Origin of the sequence: Paenibacillus lutrae, from assembly GCF_009757775.1 — a bacterium.
Classification (GTDB): Bacteria; Bacillota; Bacilli; order Paenibacillales; family NBRC-103111; genus Paenibacillus_F; species Paenibacillus_F lutrae.
The window spans coordinates 1-25,301 of the sequence record NZ_RHLK01000011.1; the positions used below are offsets into that span (position 1 = coordinate 1).

Annotated in this window: 25 protein-coding genes; 20 read left to right on the forward strand and 5 right to left on the reverse strand. The window is 50.9% G+C overall.

Annotation, left to right across the window (positions count from 1 at the left end; all coding sequences use genetic code 11):
- Nucleotides 1–187: 187 nt before the first annotated feature.
- The 5 genes from EDM21_RS17120 to EDM21_RS17140 form a co-directional block, all read right to left on the reverse strand.
- Entirely contained in the window at nucleotides 188–493 is a 306-nt protein-coding gene (locus EDM21_RS17120; RefSeq protein ID WP_157337450.1) for an MTH1187 family thiamine-binding protein, read from the reverse strand.
- A 393-nt stretch (nucleotides 494–886) separates the two neighbouring features.
- Entirely contained in the window at nucleotides 887–2,455 is a 1,569-nt protein-coding gene (locus EDM21_RS17125) for a GMC family oxidoreductase (RefSeq protein ID WP_157337452.1), read from the reverse strand.
- The gene (locus EDM21_RS17130) at nucleotides 2,452–3,048 is read right to left on the reverse strand and encodes a gluconate 2-dehydrogenase subunit 3 family protein (protein ID WP_157337455.1); all 597 of its coding nucleotides are present in this window, start codon (nucleotides 3,046–3,048) and stop codon (nucleotides 2,452–2,454) included. The genes EDM21_RS17125 and EDM21_RS17130 overlap by 4 nt, the downstream gene beginning before the upstream one ends.
- A gap of 6 nt (nucleotides 3,049–3,054) precedes the next feature.
- Complete coding sequence (locus EDM21_RS17135; RefSeq protein WP_157337457.1) at nucleotides 3,055–3,447, reverse strand: hypothetical protein; 393 nt, start codon at nucleotides 3,445–3,447, stop codon at nucleotides 3,055–3,057.
- A gap of 50 nt (nucleotides 3,448–3,497) precedes the next feature.
- Nucleotides 3,498–4,736 (reverse strand): lactate racemase domain-containing protein, encoded by a 1,239-nt coding sequence (locus EDM21_RS17140; RefSeq protein ID WP_157337459.1) that lies wholly within the window; start codon nucleotides 4,734–4,736, stop codon nucleotides 3,498–3,500.
- 202 nt (nucleotides 4,737–4,938) lie between these two features.
- Between EDM21_RS17140 and EDM21_RS17145 the strand changes: the two genes are divergently transcribed.
- The 20 genes from EDM21_RS17145 to rapZ all read left to right on the forward strand — a co-directional run bounded on the left by EDM21_RS17145 (nucleotide 4,939) and on the right by rapZ (nucleotide 25,295).
- The gene (locus EDM21_RS17145; RefSeq protein ID WP_157337461.1) at nucleotides 4,939–5,886 is read left to right on the forward strand and encodes an MraY family glycosyltransferase; all 948 of its coding nucleotides are present in this window, start codon (nucleotides 4,939–4,941) and stop codon (nucleotides 5,884–5,886) included.
- Nucleotides 5,887–6,097: 211 nt separating this feature from the next.
- On the forward strand, nucleotides 6,098–7,198 hold the full coding sequence (locus EDM21_RS17150; RefSeq protein ID WP_157337463.1) for a PucR family transcriptional regulator: 1,101 nt from the start codon (nucleotides 6,098–6,100) through the stop codon (nucleotides 7,196–7,198).
- Between the two features lie 91 nt (nucleotides 7,199–7,289).
- Nucleotides 7,290–8,414, forward strand: a complete 1,125-nt coding sequence (locus EDM21_RS17155) for an ABC transporter ATP-binding protein (RefSeq protein WP_157337464.1) — start codon at nucleotides 7,290–7,292, stop codon at nucleotides 8,412–8,414.
- 143 nt (nucleotides 8,415–8,557) lie between these two features.
- Nucleotides 8,558–9,499 carry an HPr(Ser) kinase/phosphatase gene (gene hprK, locus EDM21_RS17160; RefSeq protein WP_068777216.1) on the forward strand — a complete coding sequence of 314 codons (942 nt, stop codon included), beginning with the start codon at nucleotides 8,558–8,560 and terminating at the stop codon, nucleotides 9,497–9,499.
- Nucleotides 9,500–9,558: 59 nt separating this feature from the next.
- On the forward strand, nucleotides 9,559–10,491 hold the full coding sequence (gene lgt, locus EDM21_RS17165) for a prolipoprotein diacylglyceryl transferase (RefSeq protein WP_157337466.1): 933 nt from the start codon (nucleotides 9,559–9,561) through the stop codon (nucleotides 10,489–10,491).
- 103 nt (nucleotides 10,492–10,594) lie between these two features.
- Nucleotides 10,595–11,248 (forward strand): pyrophosphatase PpaX, encoded by a 654-nt coding sequence (gene ppaX / locus EDM21_RS17170; RefSeq protein WP_157337468.1) that lies wholly within the window; start codon nucleotides 10,595–10,597, stop codon nucleotides 11,246–11,248.
- Nucleotides 11,245–11,781, forward strand: coding sequence for an acyltransferase (locus tag EDM21_RS17175; RefSeq protein ID WP_157337470.1), 537 nt, complete (start codon nucleotides 11,245–11,247; stop codon nucleotides 11,779–11,781). The genes ppaX and EDM21_RS17175 overlap by 4 nt, the downstream gene beginning before the upstream one ends.
- Nucleotides 11,782–12,092: 311 nt before the next feature.
- Nucleotides 12,093–13,298: an ATP phosphoribosyltransferase regulatory subunit gene (locus EDM21_RS17180; protein WP_157337472.1), complete on the forward strand. Its 1,206-nt coding sequence runs from the start codon at nucleotides 12,093–12,095 to the stop codon at nucleotides 13,296–13,298.
- A 12-nt stretch (nucleotides 13,299–13,310) separates the two neighbouring features.
- Entirely contained in the window at nucleotides 13,311–13,952 is a 642-nt protein-coding gene (gene hisG / locus EDM21_RS17185) for an ATP phosphoribosyltransferase (RefSeq protein ID WP_157337474.1), read from the forward strand.
- Nucleotides 13,953–14,063: 111 nt separating this feature from the next.
- Complete coding sequence (hisD, locus tag EDM21_RS17190; protein WP_157337476.1) at nucleotides 14,064–15,344, forward strand: histidinol dehydrogenase; 1,281 nt, start codon at nucleotides 14,064–14,066, stop codon at nucleotides 15,342–15,344.
- A gap of 122 nt (nucleotides 15,345–15,466) precedes the next feature.
- The gene (gene hisB, locus EDM21_RS17195; RefSeq protein WP_068777209.1) at nucleotides 15,467–16,090 is read left to right on the forward strand and encodes an imidazoleglycerol-phosphate dehydratase HisB; all 624 of its coding nucleotides are present in this window, start codon (nucleotides 15,467–15,469) and stop codon (nucleotides 16,088–16,090) included.
- A 1-nt stretch (nucleotide 16,091) separates the two neighbouring features.
- Nucleotides 16,092–16,709, forward strand: coding sequence for an imidazole glycerol phosphate synthase subunit HisH (hisH, locus tag EDM21_RS17200; RefSeq protein ID WP_157337478.1), 618 nt, complete (start codon nucleotides 16,092–16,094; stop codon nucleotides 16,707–16,709).
- A 61-nt stretch (nucleotides 16,710–16,770) separates the two neighbouring features.
- Nucleotides 16,771–17,505: a 1-(5-phosphoribosyl)-5-[(5-phosphoribosylamino)methylideneamino]imidazole-4-carboxamide isomerase gene (hisA, locus tag EDM21_RS17205; protein ID WP_338044011.1), complete on the forward strand. Its 735-nt coding sequence runs from the start codon at nucleotides 16,771–16,773 to the stop codon at nucleotides 17,503–17,505.
- A gap of 66 nt (nucleotides 17,506–17,571) precedes the next feature.
- On the forward strand, nucleotides 17,572–18,330 hold the full coding sequence (hisF, locus tag EDM21_RS17210) for an imidazole glycerol phosphate synthase subunit HisF (protein WP_157337482.1): 759 nt from the start codon (nucleotides 17,572–17,574) through the stop codon (nucleotides 18,328–18,330).
- Complete coding sequence (gene hisIE / locus EDM21_RS17215; protein WP_157337484.1) at nucleotides 18,327–19,031, forward strand: bifunctional phosphoribosyl-AMP cyclohydrolase/phosphoribosyl-ATP diphosphatase HisIE; 705 nt, start codon at nucleotides 18,327–18,329, stop codon at nucleotides 19,029–19,031. Before hisF ends, hisIE begins: the two co-directional genes overlap by 4 nt.
- A 327-nt stretch (nucleotides 19,032–19,358) precedes the next feature.
- Nucleotides 19,359–20,306, forward strand: a complete 948-nt coding sequence (locus EDM21_RS17220) for a ribose-phosphate diphosphokinase (RefSeq protein WP_068777204.1) — start codon at nucleotides 19,359–19,361, stop codon at nucleotides 20,304–20,306.
- A gap of 74 nt (nucleotides 20,307–20,380) precedes the next feature.
- A complete protein-coding gene (locus EDM21_RS17225) occupies nucleotides 20,381–22,132 on the forward strand; it encodes a tetratricopeptide repeat protein (RefSeq protein WP_157337485.1) in 1,752 nt (583 codons plus the stop codon).
- Between the two features lie 143 nt (nucleotides 22,133–22,275).
- Nucleotides 22,276–23,223, forward strand: coding sequence for a thioredoxin-disulfide reductase (gene trxB / locus EDM21_RS17230; RefSeq protein ID WP_157337487.1), 948 nt, complete (start codon nucleotides 22,276–22,278; stop codon nucleotides 23,221–23,223).
- A 170-nt stretch (nucleotides 23,224–23,393) separates the two neighbouring features.
- Complete coding sequence (locus EDM21_RS17235) at nucleotides 23,394–24,341, forward strand: ROK family glucokinase (RefSeq protein ID WP_157337489.1); 948 nt, start codon at nucleotides 23,394–23,396, stop codon at nucleotides 24,339–24,341.
- Nucleotides 24,342–24,407: 66 nt separating this feature from the next.
- Nucleotides 24,408–25,295 carry an RNase adapter RapZ gene (gene rapZ / locus EDM21_RS17240; RefSeq protein ID WP_068777200.1) on the forward strand — a complete coding sequence of 296 codons (888 nt, stop codon included), beginning with the start codon at nucleotides 24,408–24,410 and terminating at the stop codon, nucleotides 25,293–25,295.
- The last annotated feature ends 6 nt before the right edge of the window (nucleotides 25,296–25,301 follow it).

Consider the following 25,301-nt stretch of genomic DNA (forward strand, 5'->3'; position numbering starts at 1 on the left):
CTTGAAAGCGACCTTCGTTATTGCTCTTACTCAGCATTTTTTACACCTCGGCTCACCGTTTTACTTACTAATTCGATAAAAAAGCCTGTAGACCCTGCTCCTTACGGAACTTTGTCTACAGGCTGAAAGAGACCTGTTAGGTCTCTTTTTTGTTGTTCTTGGCTATAAATGAGCAACTAAAGCAGGGCTAGATACGCCCTAACTTATCCGCGACGGATTGGAGTTTCTGCTCCATAGATGCCTGTTTATCTCGGCGGTCATCGATTTTAATAGAGGTCGAAACGCGCATCGCGCCGTTCTCAAAAGGGCTCTCATGCAGCCTTAGAACCACATCCATAACTTGATCCAATGGTCCTTCGATTATGGTACTCATAGGGGTTAGTTCATAGTGCAGAGGCTGGTTGTCCAGTACTTTTTGAAGATGAGCAACATACTCACTTAAGCTTGTAGATGCGGTGCCGATGGGAACAACCGTGATTTCAACAATAGCCATAACAAGACCCTCCTTTAGTTAGCGTATCCATTTAGTTAGCGTATCCCCTTATTTTAATGGAAACAGCAGAAGCAAGCTACTTAGTTGGGACACAGCCTTCATAAAAGGGGTTATCGCTGGTAGTTTGCCCAATACGATAGTTCTGGTGTGATCCGAGCAGCCCGTGTAAGGAGGACATGCCCGTTGCCCGTTGATCCGTCGGCCATTCAAGATAGCCTCTTGGATCGATTTAAGCACAGCCTCGAACTAAGATCCGGGTCTTGCTCTGCTCTTGTCTTCAATGCCAATCAACTTCATACGACCGGTTTGTATGAGTAAACATCCACCGGCCAAGTATCGAATTCCTGCGCATTGTGCTAACTGCTCGTTCTGGATTCTGTCTCCCTCTCCTTGTTACTTCGTAACCTCATTCAAAATATAGTCAGCTGTACGTGCTGCAAGTGCCATGACCGTATTGGTAGGGTTGGCTCCACCCGAAGTGACGAATATGCTGGCATCGCATACGAACAAATTCGGGATATCGTGCGTCTGCCCGAACGAATTAACGACCGAGCGGCTCGGATCATTTCCCATACGGCATCCTCCCATGAGGTGGGCGGTATCCGGAACGACGAACTCCGGTTTGCCGCCCGCTGCTTGTAATATGGCTTGCATGTTCTCGACTGCATGCTGGATAAGCTTTTGATCATTTTCGCCGAAGCTAAACGTAACCGTAGCGCGCGGCATGCCGTTTGCATCTTTTTCATCCGCTAAAGTTACACGGTTGTTCTCATTCGGTAGGACCTCGCCGACCAAGGTAGCTCGGCCGTAATAGTTATAATCCAACATCGTCTCGCGCAGTAGGGCACCCCATACAGGATTGGACCCTCCGGATTTAGTAATCCCCTCCGCGAAAGCCAAAGGTCTGGTCCCATGAGCATGGAGAGTATACCCTCGTGCAAAACCGCGTTTGGGATTGCTCTCATAGAATTCCTGTGTAGTGGCGAGCACGGGAGTCCCTTTGTACAGGCGGACTTCTTCTTGGAATTTCGCATACACATCATGGCTGCTATGGGTCATAAGCGCTTTGCCTACCCAGCCGCTGCTGTTAGCCAGCCCATCGGGAAATTGAGGATTAGCTGAGTTGAGCAGCAAACGGGGCGTTTCGACTGCATAGGCAGAGAGAATGACATATTTGGCTTTTTGCCGATACTCCGTACCGTTTTTAATATACACAACACCCGCTGCCCGGCCTGCTGTATCTGTCTCAATGCGCGTTACCATGCAATTGGCTAATACGGTGGCTCCAGCTTTTACCGCTTTGGGAAAATGGTGAATGAGCGTGCTGAACTTGGCATTCGGCATACAACCCTGATTACAGAAGCCGCGGTTAATACAGGGCGGCCTTCCATCGAAAGGTGCTGAAAGAATGGCAAGCGGAGCTGTGACGCTCCTTATGCCAAGCTCTTCGCACCCCTTTTGAAAAAGATAGGCATTCGGGCTCAGCGGATCACGTTCAGGATAGGGGTATGGTCCACTAAAGTTTCCCCAAGGAAAATGCCGTGGTCCCGATACTGCGATGTCCTTCTCGATTTTGTCGTAATAGGGCTCTAGATCTTTGTAATGAAGGGGCCAATCTTCACCGACACCGTCTATGGAACGGGTTTTGAAATCCGATTCGTGAAAGCGGAGAAAGACGCCCGTGAAGTGCTGAGTGCCTCCGCCGACTCCCCACCCTGAATTGTTGTGTCCCATCGTAAGCGGATTGCTGCCATCGACCAGCCTCGTTTGCTGCCATCCCAGACTCTGCATCGATAACTCATCACTGGCAAAATCCCTTTGGGGATCGCGCAGCGGACCCGCTTCGATGACAACGACATCCAGGCCCGCTTCACTCAGCTCCCTTGCTAAAACACCCCCCGCCGCTCCTGCCCCCACAATAACGACATCGGCAACTGCCGATTGAGAAGTAGCGTGTCTCATAGTTCCGGTTTCGCCTCCCATGGGTCAAGCTGCCCTCTGTCGGTGCGGACGTAGCCTCTTGGATAGGCTGGACCGGCATAGCCGATCTCGGACCACACGACCGGATGGGAATAATATGCTTCCACCGTTAGTTTAAGGAGTTTACTGAACCACTCATTCTGGACGGTTGTTGTCCACTCTCCGATCAGGGAAAGTCTGGCTTCAGCGATGTTCTTCATGATTTCCTGCTGCTCTATTGCACGGAGATGGTGGAAAGGTTGTCCATGAAAACCTTCAGCTATTTTGTCTACTGCATGCAAGCCCTGGAGAATCAGCTCACGTTGATGAGGTGCTTCGGGCTTACGCTGACCTTCGCCTGTGCCGCTGCTCAAGGTCGTATCTATATGTTCAATGACATAATTGATCATCTCAGCTCGGTCATCATCGACAAGGCGGGAACACCAGCTTCGCAGAAGCTCCGCTTCTTCCAGACTCAGAACCTGATGCTTGGGCTGCCTCACCAGCCGGTCATTCACAATCGATTGCGTATGAGGATCCCAGTGCTCCTGCTCTGCCATTACATCAAAAGACGGGTATTTCGTCATTTTTCTCATGAATGCTCACCTCCCGTAAATGGCGATCAGCCCCAGCACGCCCACAGCCGAATAGAGCAGCGGCATAACGACCGGTGGGCCTGTCAGAAAATTGCGCGGAGCATAATTCCCGACTCTTTTCCCGACGCCTTTAACGTGCAAATAAAACCCGTATAGACCGGATACAACACCGAGCCACATGCAAATATGAAAAAGTGTGAAAAGCCAGGAGCGATTCAGAAGGACAAGAGCTATCCCGACTACAAAGTAGAGGGGGGCACTGATGACAGGAGCCAGCATGACTTTCTGATGGAAATTTTGTCGATAATGCGACAAGGTCACTTGAAGGGCGACCAGCAGATAAGCGACAGCAGTAAATAAAACAAGGGTGCGGTCCAAGGTCCAATCCGTCCATACCATAGAGAAGTCTCCTTTTTATACAAGCTGCGAACCGGCATACATACTCGGAATTATTCGGTTTTGCTAAAAGTAAGCCCGCCATAGGGCATGAAAGCGATGTCCGCATCAGCATCTGAGGCCCAGCCGGCAATAGTCTCCTCCAGGGAGGCAACGGGTTTGAAGCCGATTAGTTCAACAAGGGGAGCCGGTACATCGGAATACAAGAACACCTGCTTTTCCTGCAGGATCGTATGGATCTGTTCCAGCTTATGAGCGCCGAGGACGAATCGTTTGCTGAGCTCTTGAAGCAGCTTCTTGCGATCGGGATGATCTTCGACTGCCTCGGCAAACTTGGGATGCCCATACAGTTCTTGGCAGCGCGCAACAAGAAGAATACGGCCGCCCTTTTTCACGAAAGCAGCCGCGTTGGTTAGTGTTTTGACAGCCTGATAGAGCTGGGCGTCTTTGGGGTAACCGCCTGCCGATACGATCACGGCGTCATAGAGCCGGGAACGCCGGACAAGAAAGGCGGAGTTGGCCAGCTTTACTCCTGCGGTGTGAGCAAGGGCTACGTCTCCCGCAAATACACCAAGGAGCCGGCGCTCCATGTCCACAACCGTGTTAAGCAGGAACGGTGCGGGTACGAAACGGAGCGCCTCCTCCAGATCGCGATGAAGAGGATTATCGACGCAGCCGGGTTCGGCCTTATAAGACTTGGATAGGGCGTGGTGCCTTTCTATGCAGCGCCTGGAGGCGGCGCCCGGCATCAAGGCCTTCACACCGCCGGAGGACCCCACAAGCAGGTGGGGTTCGATGTTGCCGGTGATGATCAGCATTCCGGCTTCAACAACTGCGCGGTTCAGCTCTATCGGAGTTCCGCGCGAGGTTGTGCCAACGTGTACGCAGTCCTCCGTGTTGGAGGAATGGTTGAGTACCCGGACGCGCTCATAGACATCGTCGCCTGTCAGCCGCCGCAGCTCACTTTCACTCTGCTGCCGGTGCGTTCCGAGCGCAACCAGCACAGTGACCGCGTCATCCGGAATGCCCGCTGCGCTCAGCTCTTCCAGCAGCGGCGGAAGAAGACGTTCGCTGGGGCTCAGTCTGGTGCCGTCACTGATCAGGATGACGGCTGATCGTTTGCCTGCCGCAAGCTGCCGCAGCGGCAGGCATCCGGTAGGCGACCGCAGCGCGTTGTGTATCGCCTCATCCGGGAGGGGATCAGGCAGCGCGGGAGTAATCAAACGAAGTGGACGGTCCTCCGGCCAGAAGATATTAAGCTGCTCCGTTCCATAGCACAGTTGGAGTTTCACAAATATCGCATCCTTCCAACATTTATTTTTTCCAGAAACGGCCAGCTTAACCGTTGGCGGTTGGAAATTAACCCGTCTCAATTCCCAGTGAGAGAGAAGTATGGAGGCTTTTCAAATAGGAGACGCTAACAAAGCGGAGAAGCATAGGCAGCTTGCGAGAGGCTTGATCCGTAATTGTGAAATGCCGGCAGGGGGTAGCCTATTGCAATATTTTATTCCTTTACTGATCAGCTTTGCAGTCGTCACGCTGCTGGTTCCCGTCTTAAGAAAGTTTGCTTTAGCCACTGGATTTGTGGATCGCCCTAATAATCGGAAAATACATAGCGCTCCTATTCCGCTGCTGGGTGGAGTCGCTATTTATATCGCCTGCGCAGGTTCGATTTTGTTGTTCAGCAGAAACAGCGACCTTACGAAAGCGGTTCTCATCGGGGGCACGATTCTAATGTTAACGGGTTTGACCGATGATTGGTTTAAAACCCGGGGGCTGGATTTTCCAGTGTGGCCGCGGTTATTGATCTATATCGGCGTTTCGACAGTTCCCCTGTGGTTTGGAATCGAAATCATCGGTGTTTCCAATTTACAATTCACGGGGATGGTTTTCTTCCCGGTCTGGTTTGTCTGGCTGGGTACGATGGCGTGGGTTTTTGGCATTACGAACATGATTAATTTTATTGACGGGGTAGATGGTTTGGCCTCGGGGATTGTTACGATTGCCTCTATAGCTCTGCTTGTTGCGGCACTTGTCAAAAGGCAGGAGGATTCCGCCATGCTTGCCGCTATTCTGGTCGGAGCGGGTCTTGCGTTTCTTGCCTTTAACTTCTATCCCGCCAAAATTTTCATGGGAGATGCAGGCGCTATCTTTCTGGGATACACCATTGCGGTCGTGGCGATTGACGGCGCTTTTAAAAGTGCGACCTTCGTTTCTATTCTCGTTCCGGTTCTGGCACTGGGCGTCCCGATTATGGATACGGCCATTGTTTTTACAAGAAGACTTCTTAAAGGAAATGGACTCCATCATGCGGATAAACTTCATACCCACCATAGTTTGATGAAATGGGGGCTCTCACAGACTCAGACGGTATCGTTTCTTTACCTCATTGGGGCTCTGTTCTCGTTATTGTCTATTATTGTCGTTCTGATGGGAAGATGAGACCTTCTTATGGCGGTCGCTGCAGCAGCCTGGATTCGGTTATCCGATGAAGGGCTTTTTCTCTTGCATACAAGGCATATAGATGTGTGGATGAATAGACGGCTAAAGGGATATAGCCTCGTTTCCGGGAAGTGAATCGCTTTCTTACCTGTGTTACAATAATAGGAAGCACGGCAGCAGCTTCGATATTACACAGAGGGAGCTAACTTAGATGGATTGGGAAAGGCTGAAGAAACAATTGGAGTCGATCGGCAAAAGTCCGGTCCGGCTGGTTACGAAAAAACCGGCAGAGTGGGAACGTATGACGCAAAGCGGCGAAAAGCTGCCTAAAGATAAAGGAAGCTTTCTGATCGAGAAGGATGTGTATTTCCTTCTTCAGAAGGATGATCAGCAGATTCAGGCTATCTCCATCCCGGAGGATAAGCTTCATGGCAACGAACGAAGTCTCATCGAATGGATTATCGAATCTTCTCAGCCGGAGAAGAAACAGCGGAACATGCTTTTTTTGGAGGAAGAGAAGAAGCTCGCTGCGGTTCGGAGCTGGCTCCTGGAGCATGCGGATTCGGAAGGCAACGTAGAGATGCCGGATTCCATCGCCTCCCAGGCGTCCCTGTACTCCAATAAAATTCCCTTTCTTCTATACGGGGATTATTCCCCTAATATCCGTGTATCCTACCGGGAATTAAAGAAGCTATTGGAGACATTTTTTGATACCGAAATCATCCTGGTTCCTCTCCTTGAGAAAGAGTGGCTGATTCTCGCTCCGGATAATTTGCTGAATGTCAGCCAAGAGGACAGACTGGATGTCCAGGAGGAAAGCACGGAGCAGATGCTGGATGCCCTTGCCTCCGGTCTGCATGAAATGCTGGCGAGTGAATGGGTAGGTGAAAGCCATCTGGGCGTCCACTATCCGATTCAGCCTGCACAATCGCTTCTCAGTTCGATGGTATCGCTGCGCGGTACGATTATGCTGGGCCGCTTATACAACATGGCCAGCAATATTCATATGCCGTGGCATCTGCAGATGGAGAAGCTCCTTCACCAAATTCCTGAGCAGGAGAAGCACCAATTCCTTGAACAGGTGCTAAAGGATTATGCACTCGATTCGGAAACGCAGTCTACGCTGGAGCATTTCTTCTCTCTGGATTGCAATGTCAGTGAAACGGCCAAGAAATTGTACATTCACCGGAATACACTTTTGTACCGTCTGGATAAGTTTAAGAACGAAACCGGTCTTGATGTAAGGACGTTCCATGATGCCGTTCTGGTTAAACTTGCTATCGTATTGTACAAAGTAACAAAAAGAAAGTGAGTTTTTTGTGAAGATTGTGCATAGTCAATCTCCGGGTCTTTAGGCTAAGATGAACCTATACAATGAATTCAAGAACCAGGGGGAATGAACTATGGCAGGCGTTCGTCTTAACCATATCGTAAAGAGGTACCCAGGCAACAATGAAGCAACCGTTAAGGATTTCCATCTTGATATTCAAGATAAAGAATTTCTAGTATTAGTAGGAGCATCCGGTTGCGGTAAATCCACAACACTGCGGATGATTGCCGGTCTTGAAGAAATCTCCGAAGGCGAACTGTACATCGGCGACCGTCTTGTGAATGACGTAGCACCGAAAGACCGCGACATCGCGATGGTGTTCCAGTCTTACGCCCTGTACCCGCACATGAACGTATACCAGAACATGGCATTCGGTCTTAAACTCCGTAAATTCAAAAAAGCCGATATCGACGCACGCGTGCGTGAAGCGGCTAAAATTCTCGATATTGAACACCTTCTTGACCGTAAACCGAAGGCTCTCTCCGGTGGTCAGCGTCAGCGTGTTGCCCTGGGCCGCGCAATCGTCCGTGAACCGCAAGTGTTTTTGATGGATGAGCCGCTTTCCAACTTGGATGCTAAACTTCGTGTACAAATGCGTGCTGAAATCTCCAAGCTTCACAAGCGTCTTGGCGTTACGATCATTTACGTAACCCATGACCAAACAGAAGCAATGACAATGGGAAGCCGGATTGTCGTTATGGACAAAGGCATCATTCAGCAAGCAGCTTCACCGGAAGAGATCTACAACTTCCCAGTTAACATGTTCGTTGCTGGATTTATCGGATCCCCTTCCATGAACTTTGTCAGCGGCTCGCTGAAAGACGAAGGCGGCTCCCTGCACTTCAAAGCTAAAGGCGTTGACGTTGTGATTCCGCAAGGCAAAGCTCAAGTACTTCGCGACAAAGGCTATGCAGGCAAAGATGTTGTTCTGGGTATTCGTCCAGAAGATATCCATGATGAGCCTGTATTCCTCGAAGCATCTTCCAACACGGTTGTAAATGCTTTGATCGAAGTATCCGAGAACCTCGGTCACGAACTGCAAGTTCACCTGGCCGGTATCGGTGAAGGTACAGTAGTTGCCCGTGTTGACGGACGTTCCGGTCTGAAAGACGGCACTAACGTTAAACTTGCTCTGGATATGAACAAAGTTCACTTCTTCGACAAAGAAAGCACACAGTCCATCCTGCTTAACGGATAAGACTGATTTATAAAGGCCAGTCCATCGCGACTGGCTTTTTTATTATTTTCAACAAGTTGCAGGAGGAATGAGCGAAGCAGGTTGATTTTGACCCGGCAATTGAATTACGATGGAAGCAATGGGAAAACAAAGGGGAATGAACCATGGGCAAAAAAGTGAGAGTTTTAGAACTGGTTGAACAGTTCAACCTGGAGGTCATTTGCGGGGAGGAAGGTCTGAAACGGACCATACCTGTAGATGATCTGTACCGCCCAGGTCTAGAAATGGCAGGGTATTTTAATTACCATCCGCAGGAGCGGGTTCAACTGCTTGGCCGGACAGAGATGTCCTTCTTTGAAACGCTGGATGAGACAGTCCGGCTTCACCGGGCTCAGCAGCTCTGTGCCAGTGAAGAAACTCCCTGCATTATCGTAACCCGTGGACTGGATATTCCGGCAGAGCTAGTGGAAGAAGCGAAGAAGCATCAGCTTCCGGTTCTGCGCAGTCAGGTAGCCACAACCATTCTAGCAAGCCGTATAACGAATTTTCTTGAGAATAAGCTGGCCCCTTCGACTACCATTCATGGTGTCCTTGTCGATGTATATGGAGTCGGAATGCTGATTACAGGCGGCAGCGGCATCGGTAAAAGCGAGACGGCTCTTGAGCTCGTTAAGCGCGGTCACCGCCTTGTTGCGGACGACGCGGTAGAAATCCGGCAGACAGCGGATAACATTTTATATGGGAACGCACCGGATCTGATCCGTCATTTGCTTGAAATTAGAGGCGTAGGCATAATTAACGTCATGACGCTTTTCGGGGCAGGCGCGGTACGTAATGTGAAGAAGATCTCGGTGGTGACACGGCTGGAGACCTGGCAGCAGGATAAGCAGTATGACCGCCTTGGATTGGATGAAGAGACGACACGTATTATCGAAACGGACGTTCCGCTTATTACGATTCCGGTACGCCCCGGCAGAAACTTGGCTGTAATCGTGGAAGTGGCGGCGATGAACTACCGGTTGAAGCGGATGGGATTCAATGCGGCGCTTCAGTTTACAAACAAATTGACGGAGACGCTGGCAGAAGATCTGGATGATCTGGACTAAGACCGGCAGGGATAGAGTCTGTCTTATTTAGGAAAGGTATAGGAGGAATACAATCGTAGATGATTAATCCAATCGCTTTTTCACTGGGACCTATCAGTGTGCACTGGTACGGAATTATACTCGGCACCGCTGCGCTTGTGGGCCTGCTTCTCGCGATCCGCGAGGGCAAACGATTCAATATGGAACCCGATTTTTTTATGGATCTGCTTTTGATCGGGGTTCCATCGGCTATTATCGCGGCGCGCATATATTACGTAGCTTTTCAATGGGAGAACTATAAGAACAACTTCGCCGATGTTTTTAAAATCTGGGAGGGCGGAATCGCGATCTATGGTGCGCTTATCGGCGCTATTATCGGCGCACTCTTCTATGTCCGGCGTAAAGGCGTATCTTTCTGGCGTATTGCGGATATTTGCGCTCCGGGCTTGATTGTCGGCCAAATGATCGGCCGCTGGGGTAATTTCATCAACCAGGAAGCCCACGGCGGTCCGGTTCAGGAATCATTCCTGCGCGGGACGCTGTATCTGCCGGACTGGATCGTGAATCAGATGAATATTCAGGGTACGTTTTACCACCCGACCTTTTTGTACGAATCACTGTGGAATCTGGCAGGCCTGCTGCTCCTGTTCTGGCTTCGCCGCAGACCGTTCCTTCGTGCGGGCGAATTGTTCATGAGCTATTTTATCTGGTATTCGTTGGGACGCTTCTATATCGAAGGCCTTCGTACGGACAGCCTGGACTTCACGGGCCCGGAATGGCTTGCATCGTTGATGAACAGCCTATGGTCCCCGATGTCTCTGTTATTCGGTGAAGCCGGCGCGATGACTTATGGGGGGAACATCCGGATTTCCCAGCTGCTTGCCCTCCTCATTATATTTGCGGCTATCGTCATTATTGTCGTGCGCCGTAAGGTTGTGCCCGGGCTGGCTAAGTACAGCGATCCGATCGAAAGAAAAACAGTCAAACCAGTGTCAGCAAACACCGGGAAATAATAAAAATGAATCGATCAAGCATGCTGCAAGATGCAAAGATGTACAGAAGCCTGTCATTCGGCGCCTATCGTGCAGGCAGTGAACCTATTCTAAGGAGTACAACATGAAGCATACGGTATTGTTTGATTTGGACGGTACGATACTTGATACCAATGAACTGATTATCCGTTCATTCCTGCATGCGCTGGAAGGGAGGGCCCCAGGCCCTTTTTCAAGAGAGCATATTATCCCGCACATGGGCCGTCCGCTGGTCGAGCAGCTTCAGTTTTTCAGCGGCCTGGACGAGGTGAACGATCTTTTGCTCATGTACAGGACCTATAATCTGGAGCATCACGATGAGTTAGTCCGGCCTTTTCCACATGTAAAAGAGGTTCTTGCCCGGCTGCATGCCTACGGCGTCCGAATCGGAGTTGTCACGAGCAAAATACGCAAGACGACCATGCTCGGTCTTGAATTGTGTGAGCTGCTGCCTTACATACACAGTATCGTGACCGTGGAAGATGTCGAGCAGCCGAAGCCTGATCCCGAAGGGATACTCAAGGCTCTGCAGGAACTGGAGTCTGAGCCTGGGCAAGCTATCATGGTGGGCGACAGTCACTATGATATTGAAGCAGCTCAAGCTGCAGGAGTCGATGCAGCCGCAGTCAGCTGGTCTTTGAAGGGCGAAGAGTATCTGAAGCAATATTCGCCTGAACATATTATCGGAGACATGAGAGATCTGTACACTCTGTTCGGCATTCCGGAGGAAAGCTCTTGAGAAAGACTGAGAAATACCCCGTCGAAGGGCCGAATGCCCTATGGCAGATTTACCGGACGGTAAGCAAGTGGAAGGCTGTCAAAAATTTTGTGTGGATACAAATTAGCCGCTACTGCCCTTCACTTCCCGTGAAGAATTGGATTTACCGGCGGATGCTTGGTATGAAGATAGGGGAACATTCGGCGTTTGCCCTGATGGTAATGGTGGATGTATTTTTCCCTGAGAAAATTAAAGTCGGGTCTAATACCATTATTGGGTATAACACGACCATCCTGGCGCACGAATATTTGATTCGTGAGTACCGTCTGGGCGAGGTGAATATCGGTTCCCATGTGATGGTCGGAGCCAATACCACGATTCTGCCGGGTGTAACGATCGGCGATTATGCAATTGTCGGCGCCGGCTCGGTCGTGCATAAGGATGTTCCTCCGCATACTTTCGTTGCGGGCAATCCGATGCGGGTCATAAGGAGCAATGCTTCAGACGGGTTAACGGGCACGGCGGATGTGCCCGATTCTTTAGCGGATCATTGAAGAGAGAAGTGGCAGGAAATATCAGGTCCATACAAGCAGTTCGTCTTCTGAGAGGAGACGAACTGCTTTTTTTGTTATGGGGGAGAGGACAATATGTATTTAGGACGAATTAGTAATAAGGCACATGGAAACAGGCCCTTTCAATCTTGGCGGAGAGCGGCTAGTCAGCATAGACGGAGATAAAGAAACGAAGGAAATTGACGGACCTTATATTCCGTGATAAACTTACGAAATAACTTCATTTTGGTAGTATGGTAGCGCACTAAAGCGCGGTGAAAAATAGAAGTGCACCGGTAGCAGGAGGGACAGTTATGTCTAAACCGAAAGTATTTGAGAAGCCTACTGGCTTCAAGGATCTGCTCCCGGAATCTGTAGCAAGATTCCGTCAGGTCGAATTTAACGTGCTCGAATGTATGGAGCGGTGGGGGTACGATCAAATTGTTACGCCCACGCTGGAATTTTACGACACGGTCGGTGTAGCTAGTTCGATCGAAGACCGTAAACAGTTTAAACTCTTGGATCGCAACGGCAAGACACTTGTCCTGCGATCCGATATGACGGCACCTATTGCGCGGGTGGTTGCATCGCTGCTCCGGGAAGAGCGGCTGCCTGTAAGACTGTGTTATCACGGCAATGTTTTCCGCGCCATGGAAGAAGAAGCGGGCCGTGACTCGGAATTCATTCAGACAGGTGTTGAACTTGTCGGGGATGCTTCCGCCGAAGCGGATGCTGAGGTCGTTGCACTGGCGATTGCCTGCCTGCAGGCGGCGGGTGTTCAAACATTTAAGTTTGCACTGGGACATGTAGGCTTTCTGCATGGATTGTTCGGGGAGGCTTTAAAGGATTGCCCGGATGCACAAGTGGAGCTTAAGAGTTTTCTGCTCGGCAGAGATTATGTGGGTTACCGCAATGCAATCCGCCGGCTTGATATCGATGAATCCCGCCGCCAAGAGCTGGAGAGCATTCTCAGGCTGCGTGGAGGCAAGGATATTTGTGAGCAGGCGCTGGCCGTCACCGCAGATCCTACGGCACAAACAGCCATTGACCATCTGTGCAAGGTATGGAATGTGCTTGAAGATTACGGAGTTAGCGAGCATGTCCTGATCGATTTAACAATGATCGGTAACTTCTCCTACTACACCGGTCTTACATTCGAGGGGTATGCAGCCGATCTCGGATTTCCGCTGTGCAGCGGAGGGCGTTATGACAATCTGCTGGCGCAGTTCGGCCGCCCGGCTCCGGCTACAGGCTTTGCGCTTAAGACGAATCGGATACTGGAAGCAGCCGGGACCAAAGATGTGTATCAGCCAAGCCGGGTGCTTATCATATATACGGCGGAACATCGGCGTGATGCCCTCCATCATGCTCAGACACTGCGGGCAGAATCAGGGAATCAAATTATAACTCGCCTTATTCCTGACCACACATCATGGGATGCGGGCCATATCGACAAGCTTGGGGACGGCCGAAGCCGGCTGGAAGGCGTCGTGTATACAGACGTTATCCCTTTTGTATAGGAGGCAGGACGTATGCAGGAAATGCTCAAAGTAGCCATGCCTAAAGGGCGTATTTATAAACAGGCTTTCAAACTGTTCCGACGTGCGGGATTGCCGATGCCGGAGGACAGTGGAGATGATTCACGCCGCTTGATTGTGACATTCCCGGAAGCGAAGATGGAATTCATTCTGGCAAAACCGGTTGATGTGCCTACCTATGTGGAGTACGGTGTAGCCGATATCGGAGTTGTCGGCAAAGACGTGCTGATGGAAGAGAACAGAGATGTGTATGAACTTCTTGACCTTGGGATTGCACGCTGCCGGATGTCGGTTATCGCAATGCCAGACTGGCAGCAGGTTCTGAACCCGCGTGTCGCCACCAAATATCCGCGTGTCGCATCACAGTATTTCCGTGAGAAGGGCCAGCAGGTTGAGGTCATTAAATTGAACGGATCCATTGAGCTCGCCCCGATGATCGGGCTTGCCGACCGCATTGTGGATATGGTGGAGACGGGCCAGACACTGCGCGAGAACGGACTGGTTGAGTATGAGGAAATATTCCCGATTACAAGCCGTCTGATCGCAAACCGCGTCAGCTACCGGATGAAGAACGAACGCATTCAGCAGCTTTGCGATGCTCTGCAAGCAACCCTCGCCCTGCCTGAAGAGGAATAAGAGAACGGAATACACGGGTGTATATAAAAATAATTCAGCTATCCAACCCGCGAGGGCTGTAAGGATTTATATAAAATCGACGGCGCTGCCGTCAGGAAAGGATGATGGCGTATGAAGATCGTTACTGCGAATGAATTCAAGCTGGACCGCGAAGTCGATTACGGTACACCGGAGCAGAACGAGGCGGTAAGAACGATCATCGCTGCGGTCCGCAGCGAGGGCGACGGGGCACTGAGGCGCTTGTCGAAAGAGTTCGACGGTGTCGACTTGCAGGAACTCCGCGTGAGTGAAGCGGAGATTGAGGCGGCTTATGATCATGTAGACGCCGAATTTATCGAGGCCCTGCGTCAAGCGGCCGCCAATATCCGCGCGTTCCATGAGAAGCAGAAACGCGTATCCTGGATGGACCTGCAGGACAACGGCTCCCTGCTGGGCCAGATCATCCGGCCGCTCCAGCGCGTCGGATTGTACGTCCCCGGCGGCAAGGCGGCCTACCCGTCCTCCGTTCTCATGAACGCAATTCCGGCGCTGGTCGCCGGCGTTCCTGAGATCGTGATGGTGACGCCTCCGGCTACAGCCGGGGAAGAGGGCATCAACCCGCACATCCTGGTGGCGGCAGCCGAGGCCGGCGTGCGGGAAATCTACCGCGTCGGCGGCGCACAAGCCGTCGCCGCACTTGCCTACGGCACGGAATCGATCCGTGCGGCGGACAAGATCGTCGGTCCCGGCAACATATATGTCGCTCTCGCCAAACGCGCGGTGTTCGGCGTTGTCGACATCGACATGATTGCGGGACCGACGGACATCGTGGTCCTGGCCGATGAAGCGGCGGACCCCGAATTCATCGCCGCGGACCTGCTGGCCCAGGCGGAGCATGACGAGCTGTCACCGGCTATTCTGGTGACGCCTTCACGCACACTCGCCCAGCAGGTGCGCAGCGAGGTGGAGCGGCAGCTGAGCTTGCTGCCGCGTAAAGCGATCGCCGCCGTATCTGTGGCGGAGAAGGGCGCCATCGTGGTCGTGGCCGACCTCGATGAGGGTATTCGCGTGGTCAACGCGATTGCGCCGGAGCATACGGAGCTGCTCGTCGCGGACCCGTTCGCGGTGCTGCCGCGGATCGAGAATGCGGGCGCCATTTTCCTCGGCGCTTACAGTCCCGAGCCCGTCGGCGATTATTTCGCCGGCCCGAATCATGTCCTGCCTACCAACGGAACGGCAAGATTCTCTTCGCCGCTGAACGTGGATGATTTTATAAAGAAATCAAGTGTTATTTCTTATAGTAAGGAAGCGCTTCTGGCAAATGGCCGGCAGATTATGACTTTGGCCCGCAATGAAGGGCTTGAAGGGCACGCCAGGGCGATAGAGGTACGGCTGCAGAAAGAAGGCAAGTAATCTCTTTGCGGATCCCGCAGTAAGACACGATAAGAACCTAAGAACACTATCGGAAACCGGGCTGAGATCGGCGAGATCGGGCATTTTTAAAAAAAGCCGGGTTTGAAAGAGGAGGAGCGGAAATGGGAATCGAGACAGAAGCAGGAACGGGAAAAGCTGCCGTACGGTCGGCAAGTGTAGCCCGGAAGACGAATGAAACGGATATCACGCTGTCTTTTGGAGTGGATGGTACAGGTATTACGGATTTAACGACCGATGTTCCTTTTCTGAACCACATGCTGGATTTGCTTACGAAGCACGGTCAGTTTGATTTGCAGGTGAATGCCCGCGGGGATATTGAGATTGACGACCACCACACCGTGGAAGATATCGGAATCTGCCTGGGACAGGCTTTGAGAGAGGCACTTGGAGACAAGCGTGGAATTAAACGGTATGCCAGTGTATTCGTACCGATGGACGAGGCGCTTGCTCAAGTGGTGATCGACATCAGCAACCGTCCGCATTTTGAATACCGCGCAGAGTATCCTTCTCAGCAGGTAGGCAGTTTCACAACGGAGCTGGTTCAAGAATTCTTATGGAAGTTCGCTTTGGAAGCGCGTATTACCCTTCATGTTATCGTTCATTACGGGCAGAACACGCATCACATGATTGAAGCGGTATTTAAGGCGCTTGGACGTGCACTGGATGAAGCTACCGTCATCGATCCGCGGGTTCAGGGTGTCCCTTCTACGAAGGGAGTTCTCTAGCATGATCGCCATCATCGATTACGGCATGGGTAATCTGCATAGTGTCAGCAAAGCCGTGGAGCGGCTCGGCTGCGCATCTGTCGTAACGGCTGATCCGAAAGTTCTGGCGGAAGCGGATGGTCTGATTCTGCCAGGGGTAGGAGCATTTGGCGATGCGATGGAGCAGCTGCGCTCTCTGGAATTGGACCGGCTGCTGCACGGGCTCACTTCCGGGGGCAAACCGCTGCTGGGGATCTGCCTCGGCATGCAGCTTCTGTTCTCAACCAGCGAGGAGCATGGAGACCATGAAGGTCTTAATCTCCTTCAAGGCAAGGTGGTTCGTTTCCAAGGCGATTACAAAGTGCCTCATATGGGTTGGAACCAGCTGGAGTACCGGCAGCAAAGTCCGCTTTTCGAAGGATTGGAAGAAGGGCATGTTTATTTCGTCCATTCCTATCATGTGAAGCCGGAAGACGATAAGGACCTGCTGGCCGTAACGGATTATAATCAGCCGGTAACGGCAATCGTGGGTCGTGGTTCTATTTATGGCATGCAGTTTCATCCGGAGAAAAGCGGAGATCTGGGCATGCGGCTGCTGAACAATTTTGTCCGGTTATGCGGGAGTAAAGTACACGGATAACACGGTTTATGCAAATCGGATAGGCAAGCAGGCCCGAAGGCCTAGACAGATGGAGGAATATATAATGTCTTTTATCATATACCCGGCAATTGATATACGGGACGGCAAATGTGTTCGTCTTGTCCAGGGCGATTATAACCAGGAAACAATCTATAACGAAAATCCGCTGGCAGTGGCTGAAGAATGGGAAGCGCAAGGCGGACAGTGGATTCATCTGGTTGACCTGGACGGAGCGAAAGCAGGCCATCCTGTTAATGATAAACTGATCGGCGAGATCGCCAAAAGCGTGAAAGTACCGGTGCAGGTCGGCGGCGGACTGCGTACCGAAGAAGATGTAGACCGTCTGCTATCCCTGGGTGTATCCAGGGTTATTCTCGGTACGGCAGCGATCGAGGACCGCGCCTTCGTTCAGAAACTCCTTGCTAAGCATGGAGAAAAGGTAGCGATTGGCATTGACGCGCGGGATGGTCTGGTAGCAACGCGAGGCTGGCTGGAGACATCCGCAGTAAAGGCGGAAGATCTGGCCGTACAGCTTGCTGAGCACGGCGCCAGGACATTCATCTTCACGGATATTTCCCGTGATGGTATGATGGGCGGACCGAATGTAGAGGCGATCGTCCGTCTGGCGCAGGTTTCCGGCCAGACGGTAATCGCATCGGGCGGGGTTAGCCAGACAAGTGACCTTCAGAAGCTCGCTGCCGAGCAAACGAACGGAGTCGGCGGCGCGATTGTCGGCAAAGCACTATACACCGGCAGCATCCAGTTAAACGACGCGCTGGAGCTTGTCAAAGAGTAGCAAGAAGAGTCAGGGAACTGACTTGAATTGGATGGACTCGCAATATTTATGAAAGGGGAAGGTCATATGCTGGCTAAACGGATTGTTCCCTGTCTAGACGTCAAAGACGGACGGGTCGTCAAGGGAGTTAACTTTGTGAATCTGAGAGACGCCGGCGATCCGGTTGAACTGGCCTCGATCTATGATCGGGAAGGTGCGGATGAACTGGTCTTCCTCGATATTTCCGCCTCGGTTGAAGGGCGGGCAACGATGGTTGAAGTCGTTAAGAAGACAGCGGGTGAAATCACGATTCCCTTTACGGTCGGCGGCGGAATCTCGACTACGGAGGACATGAAGCGTCTCCTGCGTGCGGGAGCCGATAAAATCGGGATCAATACAGCTGCGGTTCTGAATCCTCAGCTCGTTTCGGACGGAGCCCGCAGGTTCGGCTCCCAGTGCATCGTTGTCGCTGTCGATGCGAAATACAACGAAGCTTGGGGCGAGTGGGAAGTCTATACGCACGGCGGCCGTAATGCTTCCGGCATCAAGGTCCTGCAGTGGGTGAAGCAGATGGAAAGCATGGGTGCCGGCGAGCTGCTTCTTACCAGCATGGATGCGGACGGTACGAAGGACGGCTTTGATTTGCCGCTGACCAAGGCGGTTACGGATTCCGTGAGAATACCTGTTATTGCCTCAGGCGGCGCAGGGAACGAAGAGCACTTTTATGATGTGTTTACGAAAGGCGGGGCGGATGCGGGTCTCGCCGCTACGATTTTTCACTATAAAGAACTGACGGTACAAAGCGTAAAAGACAGTCTGAAGCATAAAGGAGTGGAGATTCGATGACCAATGTGCAGCTAGATCAAATCCGTTATGATGCCCAAGGACTTGTACCCGCTGTCGTTCAGGACGCCGTAAGCAAAGATGTGTTAATGCTCGCTTATATGAACGCTGATTCGCTTCAGCGCACTGTTGATACAGGCAAGACCTGGTTCTGGAGCCGTTCTCGCGGCGAGCTGTGGAACAAAGGGGCAACTTCGGGACACACCCAGCAGGTTGTATCGATGAAGTATGATTGCGATGCGGACACCTTGCTCGTGCTTGTGAACCAGACAGGGCCTGCTTGCCATAACGGAACGTATACTTGTTTCACGAAGGAGATTGAGGCGGCGGGTGACGCGGCTGTGAAGAAATCTGACGTAATTAGCGGTTCCCCGGACGCCGGCACCGGTAATCCGGTATCGGAAGGGGACAGATTCTCGATCCTCTCGAAACTGGAATCCGTCATCGCTTCGCGTGAAGCGGAGAGACCGGAAGGAGCTTACACGACTTATTTATTTGAGAAAGGAATCGACAAAATTCTCAAAAAAGTCGGCGAAGAAGCGGCAGAAGTTATCATCGCAGCTAAAAACCGTGACCATGACGAACTTCGTTATGAAACAAGCGATTTGATCTTCCATCTTATGGTGCTTATGCGTGAATCCAAGCTGCCTCTTGATGACGTGCTGGCAGAGCTGGGACGCCGCCATATAAGCAAATCCAAGTAAATGAAAAGAGCGGTCTCTGAGCCTTACCTGCTAATTGGCAGGGAGAGGAACGGATGCCGCTTTTTTGCTTGTGTGTTCATAAACTAGTCACAATTACCCATGAATTGGCGGCGGCCGCACTTTTTAATTTCGACATGTTTCATGTATAATGGTGTGGGGTATAAAATCCCCCTTATAGATGAAGAAGGATCAACTTTCCTTCCGCTTAGTTACTCAGACGCTGTAAGCGTATTAATGAATACGCAAAGCACAGCGGTATAATAAAGAAATTGATCAGATTGACCCTGTGTACGATCCCAATTTATCAAAAACATATCGGAGGTAACCATGGATTCCAACATTAAAATTTTCTCCGGCTCTTCAAACCCGAAGCTGGCACAGCAAATATGCGACGAGCTGCACGTACCGCTTGGTAAAATCAAGCTGTCCCGGTTTAAAAGCGGGGAAATTTATTGTTTGTATGAAGAAGGTGTACGTAACTGCGATGTATTCCTGGTGCAAACCTTCTCTCATCCAATCAACGAGCATCTGATGGAATTGCTGGTAATGATGGATGCGGCCAAGCGTGCATCTGCACGTACGATTAACTTGGTTCTGCCTTACTATGGTTACTCCCGTCAAGAGAGAAAAGCTGCTCCCCGTGAGCCGATTTCTGCGAAACTTGTCGCGGATCTCGTTGGAGCTGCAGGAGCTGACCGCCTTATTACGATTGACCTGCACGCGCCGGCTATCCAAGGCTTCTTCGATATTCCGGTTGACCATTTGACGGCTCTGGATTTAATCAGTGATTACATCACGAAGAAGAATATCGTAGATCCGGTCATTGTATCTCCCGATGCGGGACGAGCTACAACTGCAGAAAGACTTGCGAATATTCTGGATGCCCCGTTCGCTATGATGTTCAAGAAGCGCCCGGCTCATAACGAAGCGGTCATTACTCATGTTATCGGAGATGTGGAAGGCCGTACGCCGATCATTATCGAAGATCTCATTGATACCGGAACGACTATTGTCAACGTAGTAGAAGGACTCAAGGAACGCGGAGCTAACGATATTTATGTATGTGCCACACATGCCGTGTTCTCCGGACCTGCCCTGCAGCGGCTTGATCACCCGAATATTCGCGAAGTTGTTATTACGGATTCCCTTGCGATTCCGGAAGAACATCCGGAGCGGTTTAAAGTCTTGTCCGTGGCTCCGCTGCTTTCGCATGCGATCCGTATCGTAAGTGACGGCGGCTCTCTATCCTCGCTGTTTAAGTACGGCGGCGTTTAAAACGTGTTTTTGAAACCTCGGGGACTATGCTATACTGGATCATATGATCTTAAAGTACCGGAGGTGCCTACTTCATGGAAAAGAAAAAGCGTGTCTCCGTAAAGCCGGAACCAAAAATAATTCCTATCAGCATGGATGCCACGTTCTTTTTCGAAAGAGCGGTTCAATCGCTCGATCGTTTCCATTATGATAAGGCGTTAAAATACTTTCGGCGTGCGGTAGAATATGAACAAGATAACCCGGTCAACCATTGTAATCTGGCAGGCGTTCTGTCGGAACTTGGCAAATACGAGGAATCTAACGAGATCCTGAAAGAAGTTCTGGATCGGATTGATTCCTCTATGACCGAGTGTTATTTCTATATGGCTAACAATTACGCCAATATGGATCGACATGAACTGGCGGAGGAAGCGCTTGTTCAATATTTAGAGAATGATTCCAATGGCCAATATTTAGAAGAAGCCGAAGAAATGCTCGATTTCCTCAGCTATGAACTGGAACGCCCGACTAAGCTGAAGACGATAAAATCCCGGGAGGGATTGTACGAGCACGACCAGGCACGACTGCTGCTGGAAGAAGGCAAATTCGCGGAAGCGGTTCGCCTTTTGGAGCAGATCGTCGAGGAACACGGTGAATTTTTAGCGGCGCGCAACAATTTGGCGTTGGCCTATTACTACACAGGTCATTTTCAGAAGTCGCTGGAAGCGATTCTGGAAGTGCTGGATATAGATCCCGGCAATCTTCATGCCTTGTGCAATCTGGCCATTTTCTACCAACACCTGGGGCGTAAGGAAGAGCTCGCGGAACTGTCCGTAACCCTTCGCAAGACTTTTCCGTTCCAACAAGAACATGTCTTTAAGCTGGCTACGACAATGGGGATTCTTGGCGACCATGAGAAAGCGTATCAGCTTTTTAGACGTCTTCACAAGACCAGCGAGACGTCTCTTGATCCATGCCTGTATCACTACGCGGCCGTGGCTGCTTGCAATATCGGAAGATTTCATGAGGCCAGAAGTTTCTGGAAACAGGTGGATAAGCTTGATCCGGGTTCGGACATCGCCAGATTCTATCTGGAACAGTTGAACCGGCGCTCGGACGACCGTCCAATGTCGCTGAGTTATCACTATCATCTGCCTTTTGAAGAGCAGTTCCGTCAGCTGGAGCAGTCTCCTGAATCCATTCCGGATCAGATAGCCAAAGATCCTCTTGTCAGGAGTTCATTCTTCTGGGCACTCCGCCATGGAGATGTCGAAACGAAGCTTCAAGTTCTGCAGACATTCGGACACATTGGCGATAATGAAGTAAAAGAAGCGCTGTCCGAATTTATCGCAGATCCTAAAGAAGACGATTACCTGAAGAAGGTTGCCTTGTTCGTCCTGCGCAGTATTGGTGTAGAGGAACCGCTGGAGGCGCATTTGGATGGCGGGTTAAAGACGATTCAGAGCACGGTTCATACAACGGATCTCCCCAAATGGGAGCCGAAATGGCAAGTTGTAATGGAAACCGCTCACCGTCAAATGCACCAGCGTTATGATATGATTCAGCAGCATGACCTGCAGACGCTGTGGGTAGAATATTTGAGCCGGGTTTATCCGAGTGTTCCGCGTATTACCAAAGTGGAGGGCTGGTCGGCCGCGCTTGAATATCTTGTTGCCAAAATGCACCGCCGGTCCGTTTCCTATCATGAGGTGGCCAGCCGCTATCATACCACTGTGTCTACAGTGAGTAAGAACGTAAAGCTTATTGATGAAGCATGCGGTTTGAAAGAGAAAATGGACGCCATTCTTCCGAAGTTTTGGAGTGCGGATAACAAGGGCAGTGAGTAACTAACTTGCATACAAGAATGATTTTAATTAGAATTATTTTAAATAGAGAGTGATTGCAGTAAAATAGAATCCGGGCCATTCTGCAAGCTGTTGGCATACTACGTCTTTGCAGAGTGACTCATTTGAAGGAGGAGAGGTCGTTTATGTATAAAACAATCGTTGTGGGAACCGGTCCTGCCGGTTTAACGGCTGCCATCTACCTGGCACGCGCTAATCTCAATCCATTGGTTATCGAAGGACCTGAACCCGGCGGGCAGTTAACCACAACTACCGAAGTCGAGAACTTCCCGGGCTTCCCTGAAGGAATCATGGGACCGGAACTTATGGATAATATGCGCAAGCAGGCCGAGCGTTTCGGCGCTGAGTTTAAAACCGGATGGGTGAATAGCGTTGACATGTCTAAGCGTCCGTTTAAACTGTCTGTAGAAGGCATGGGAGAGATCGAGGCGGAATCGTTAATCATTTCCACCGGCGCCTCCGCTAAGCTGCTGGGCATCGAGAGCGAGCGCGAGAACATCGGCCGCGGCGTAAGCACATGCGCAACCTGCGACGGGTTCTTCTTCCGCGGGAAGAAGATCATTGTCGTAGGCGGCGGAGACTCGGCTATGGAAGAAGCGAACTTCCTGACGCGTTTCGCATCAGAAGTTAAGTTGGTTCACCGCAGAAACGAGCTCCGCGCTTCCAAGATTATGCAGGATCGTGCGCGTGAGAATGAGAAAATCACTTGGAACCTGAATGCCACTCCGCTTGGAGTTGTAGCAGGCGACAAAGGTGTTACCGGCCTTAAAGTGCGTAACAATGAAACAGGAGCTGAAGAAGTACTGGAGACCGATGGCATCTTCGTAGCGATCGGACATACACCTAACACAGCTTTCCTGGGAGGTCAGATTACGACCGACGAAACGGGCTATATTCTCGTGAAACCGGGTACGACTGAAACCAACATTCCGGGTGTATTCGCTTGCGGGGATGTACAAGACTTGAAATACCGCCAGGCGATTACAGCTGCCGGAAGCGGATGTATGGCTGCTTTGGACTGTGAGAAATTCCTGGATGGACATATGGTTCATGACTGGAGCAAATCCTTATAATTTAGAATTTCACCAACCTATGAGAAGACGTGGAACGGCTCAGAACCCTCCACGTTTTTTCAATTTGCGATCCTTGACCTTCCTAAATCCTTGGCTTATAGTGGGTACAGGAGCCGCACGAAGTAGTGCGAGACCGGAAATAATTTAACTCTTCACTGAGGTGACATTGCATGACACAACGGATTTATGTCGGAGTGGATTTAGGGGGCACCAGTATCAAGGTAGGCCTCTGCGACGAAGAAGGTAAGCTGGTTCAGACATTTGAAGGCCCAACCGGTACCGAACATGGTCCTGACTATGTGCTTGATCGTATTGAAGAATACGTCCGTAAGCTGGTTAGCGATTCGGCGTATGAATGGGAGCAAGTAGCGGGAATAGGTGCGGGGATAGCCGGATTCTTGGATATCCCGAACGGATTTGTAGAATTGTCTCCAAATCTGGGCTGGCGTAACGTCGCAGTCAAGAAAACCCTAGAAGAAAAGCTCGGCAAAACCGTCACGATAGATAACGACGCTAACGTCGCGGCGCTTGGAGAAGCATGGGGCGGTGCAGGCCGGGGGATTGCGAACCTTGTCTGTTACACACTTGGAACCGGTGTCGGCGGAGGCATTATTATAAACGGCAAGATTTATCAAGGTTACAACGGAATGGCCGGTGAGTTAGGCCATATGTCGGTTGTGCCGGATGTCGAAGCGATCGCTTGCAACTGCGGACAGACAGGGTGTCTGGAGACCGTTTCTTCAGCCACGGGTATTGTAAGAATGGGCAATGACGCTAAGGAACGAGGAGACCGTACCAGTCTAGCTCTGATTGATACAATCACAGCCAAAGATGTGTTTGATGCGGCTAAAGCCGGAGACGAAGTGTCCACCCGGATTGTTAACCGCGCCGCATTTTATATCGGGAAGTCTATGGCTGCTGTCGCCATTACGGTTAATCCTCAGCGCTTTATTCTCGGCGGGGGCGTTTCGAGAGCCGGAGAGATTCTATTTAATCCGATTCGTGAAACGTTCCATAAATTAGCGCCTGAACGTGCGTATAGCGGTGTTGAGGTGGTCCCGGCCACTCTGGGCAATGATGCCGGTGTTGTAGGTGCGGCGGGCTTGAACTTGCGCTAGATCTTTGGTCCGATACGGCTTCCGCCCTACAGGGTACCCCTAAAACGGATGAGGGAAGGTGAACTCATGGAAGAAAGCAATGCGGCTGCCAAGCTTGTGATTATTACCGGGATGTCGGGCGCAGGCAAAACGATCGCTGTACAAAGCCTCGAAGATCTCGGGTTTTTCTGCGTGGACAACTTGCCTCCGGTGCTCATTCCCAAATTTGCAGAGTTAATTGAGCAATCTCATGGTAAAATCGGCAAAGTAGCACTTGTAATTGATCTTCGGGGCCGTGAGTTTTTTACGGCGCTGCAGGAATCGCTGCGTTCGATCAAAGAAGATTATACGTTGACCTATGAGATTCTGTTTCTTGATGCAACAGACTCCACACTCGTTCAACGTTACAAAGAGAGCCGGCGTCGTCATCCGCTTGCTCCGAACGATGCTCCGCTTGAAGGTATTCTTATGGAGCGGAAGCTGCTGGAAGAATTGAAGGGGCTTGCTTCGCAGGTAATTGACACCAGCACCATCAAACCGGTTCAGCTTAAACAAAAAATTGCTTCACGGTTCACCAATCTGGAACGTGACAGCATATCTATAAATGTCATCTCTTTTGGATTTAAGTATGGCATTCCCATTGATGCCGATCTGATTTTTGATGTACGTTTTCTTCCTAATCCGCATTATATAGATACGCTCAGACCTCACACAGGCCAGGATGGGGAAGTCTATGATTATGTGATGAAGTGGAATGAAACGCAGGAGTTTCTGGCTAAATTGCTGGATATGCTTCATTTTCTTGTTCCCCAATACAAAAAAGAAGGCAAAAGCCAAGTTGTTGTGGGCATCGGTTGTACGGGCGGTAAGCATCGGTCCGTAGCTATTGCAGAGTATTTGGGCAAAGTTATGGGAAATAGCGAGACAGAATTCGTCAGAGTCAATCATCGAGATGCGGAACGCGACCGACCATAAGAGGGT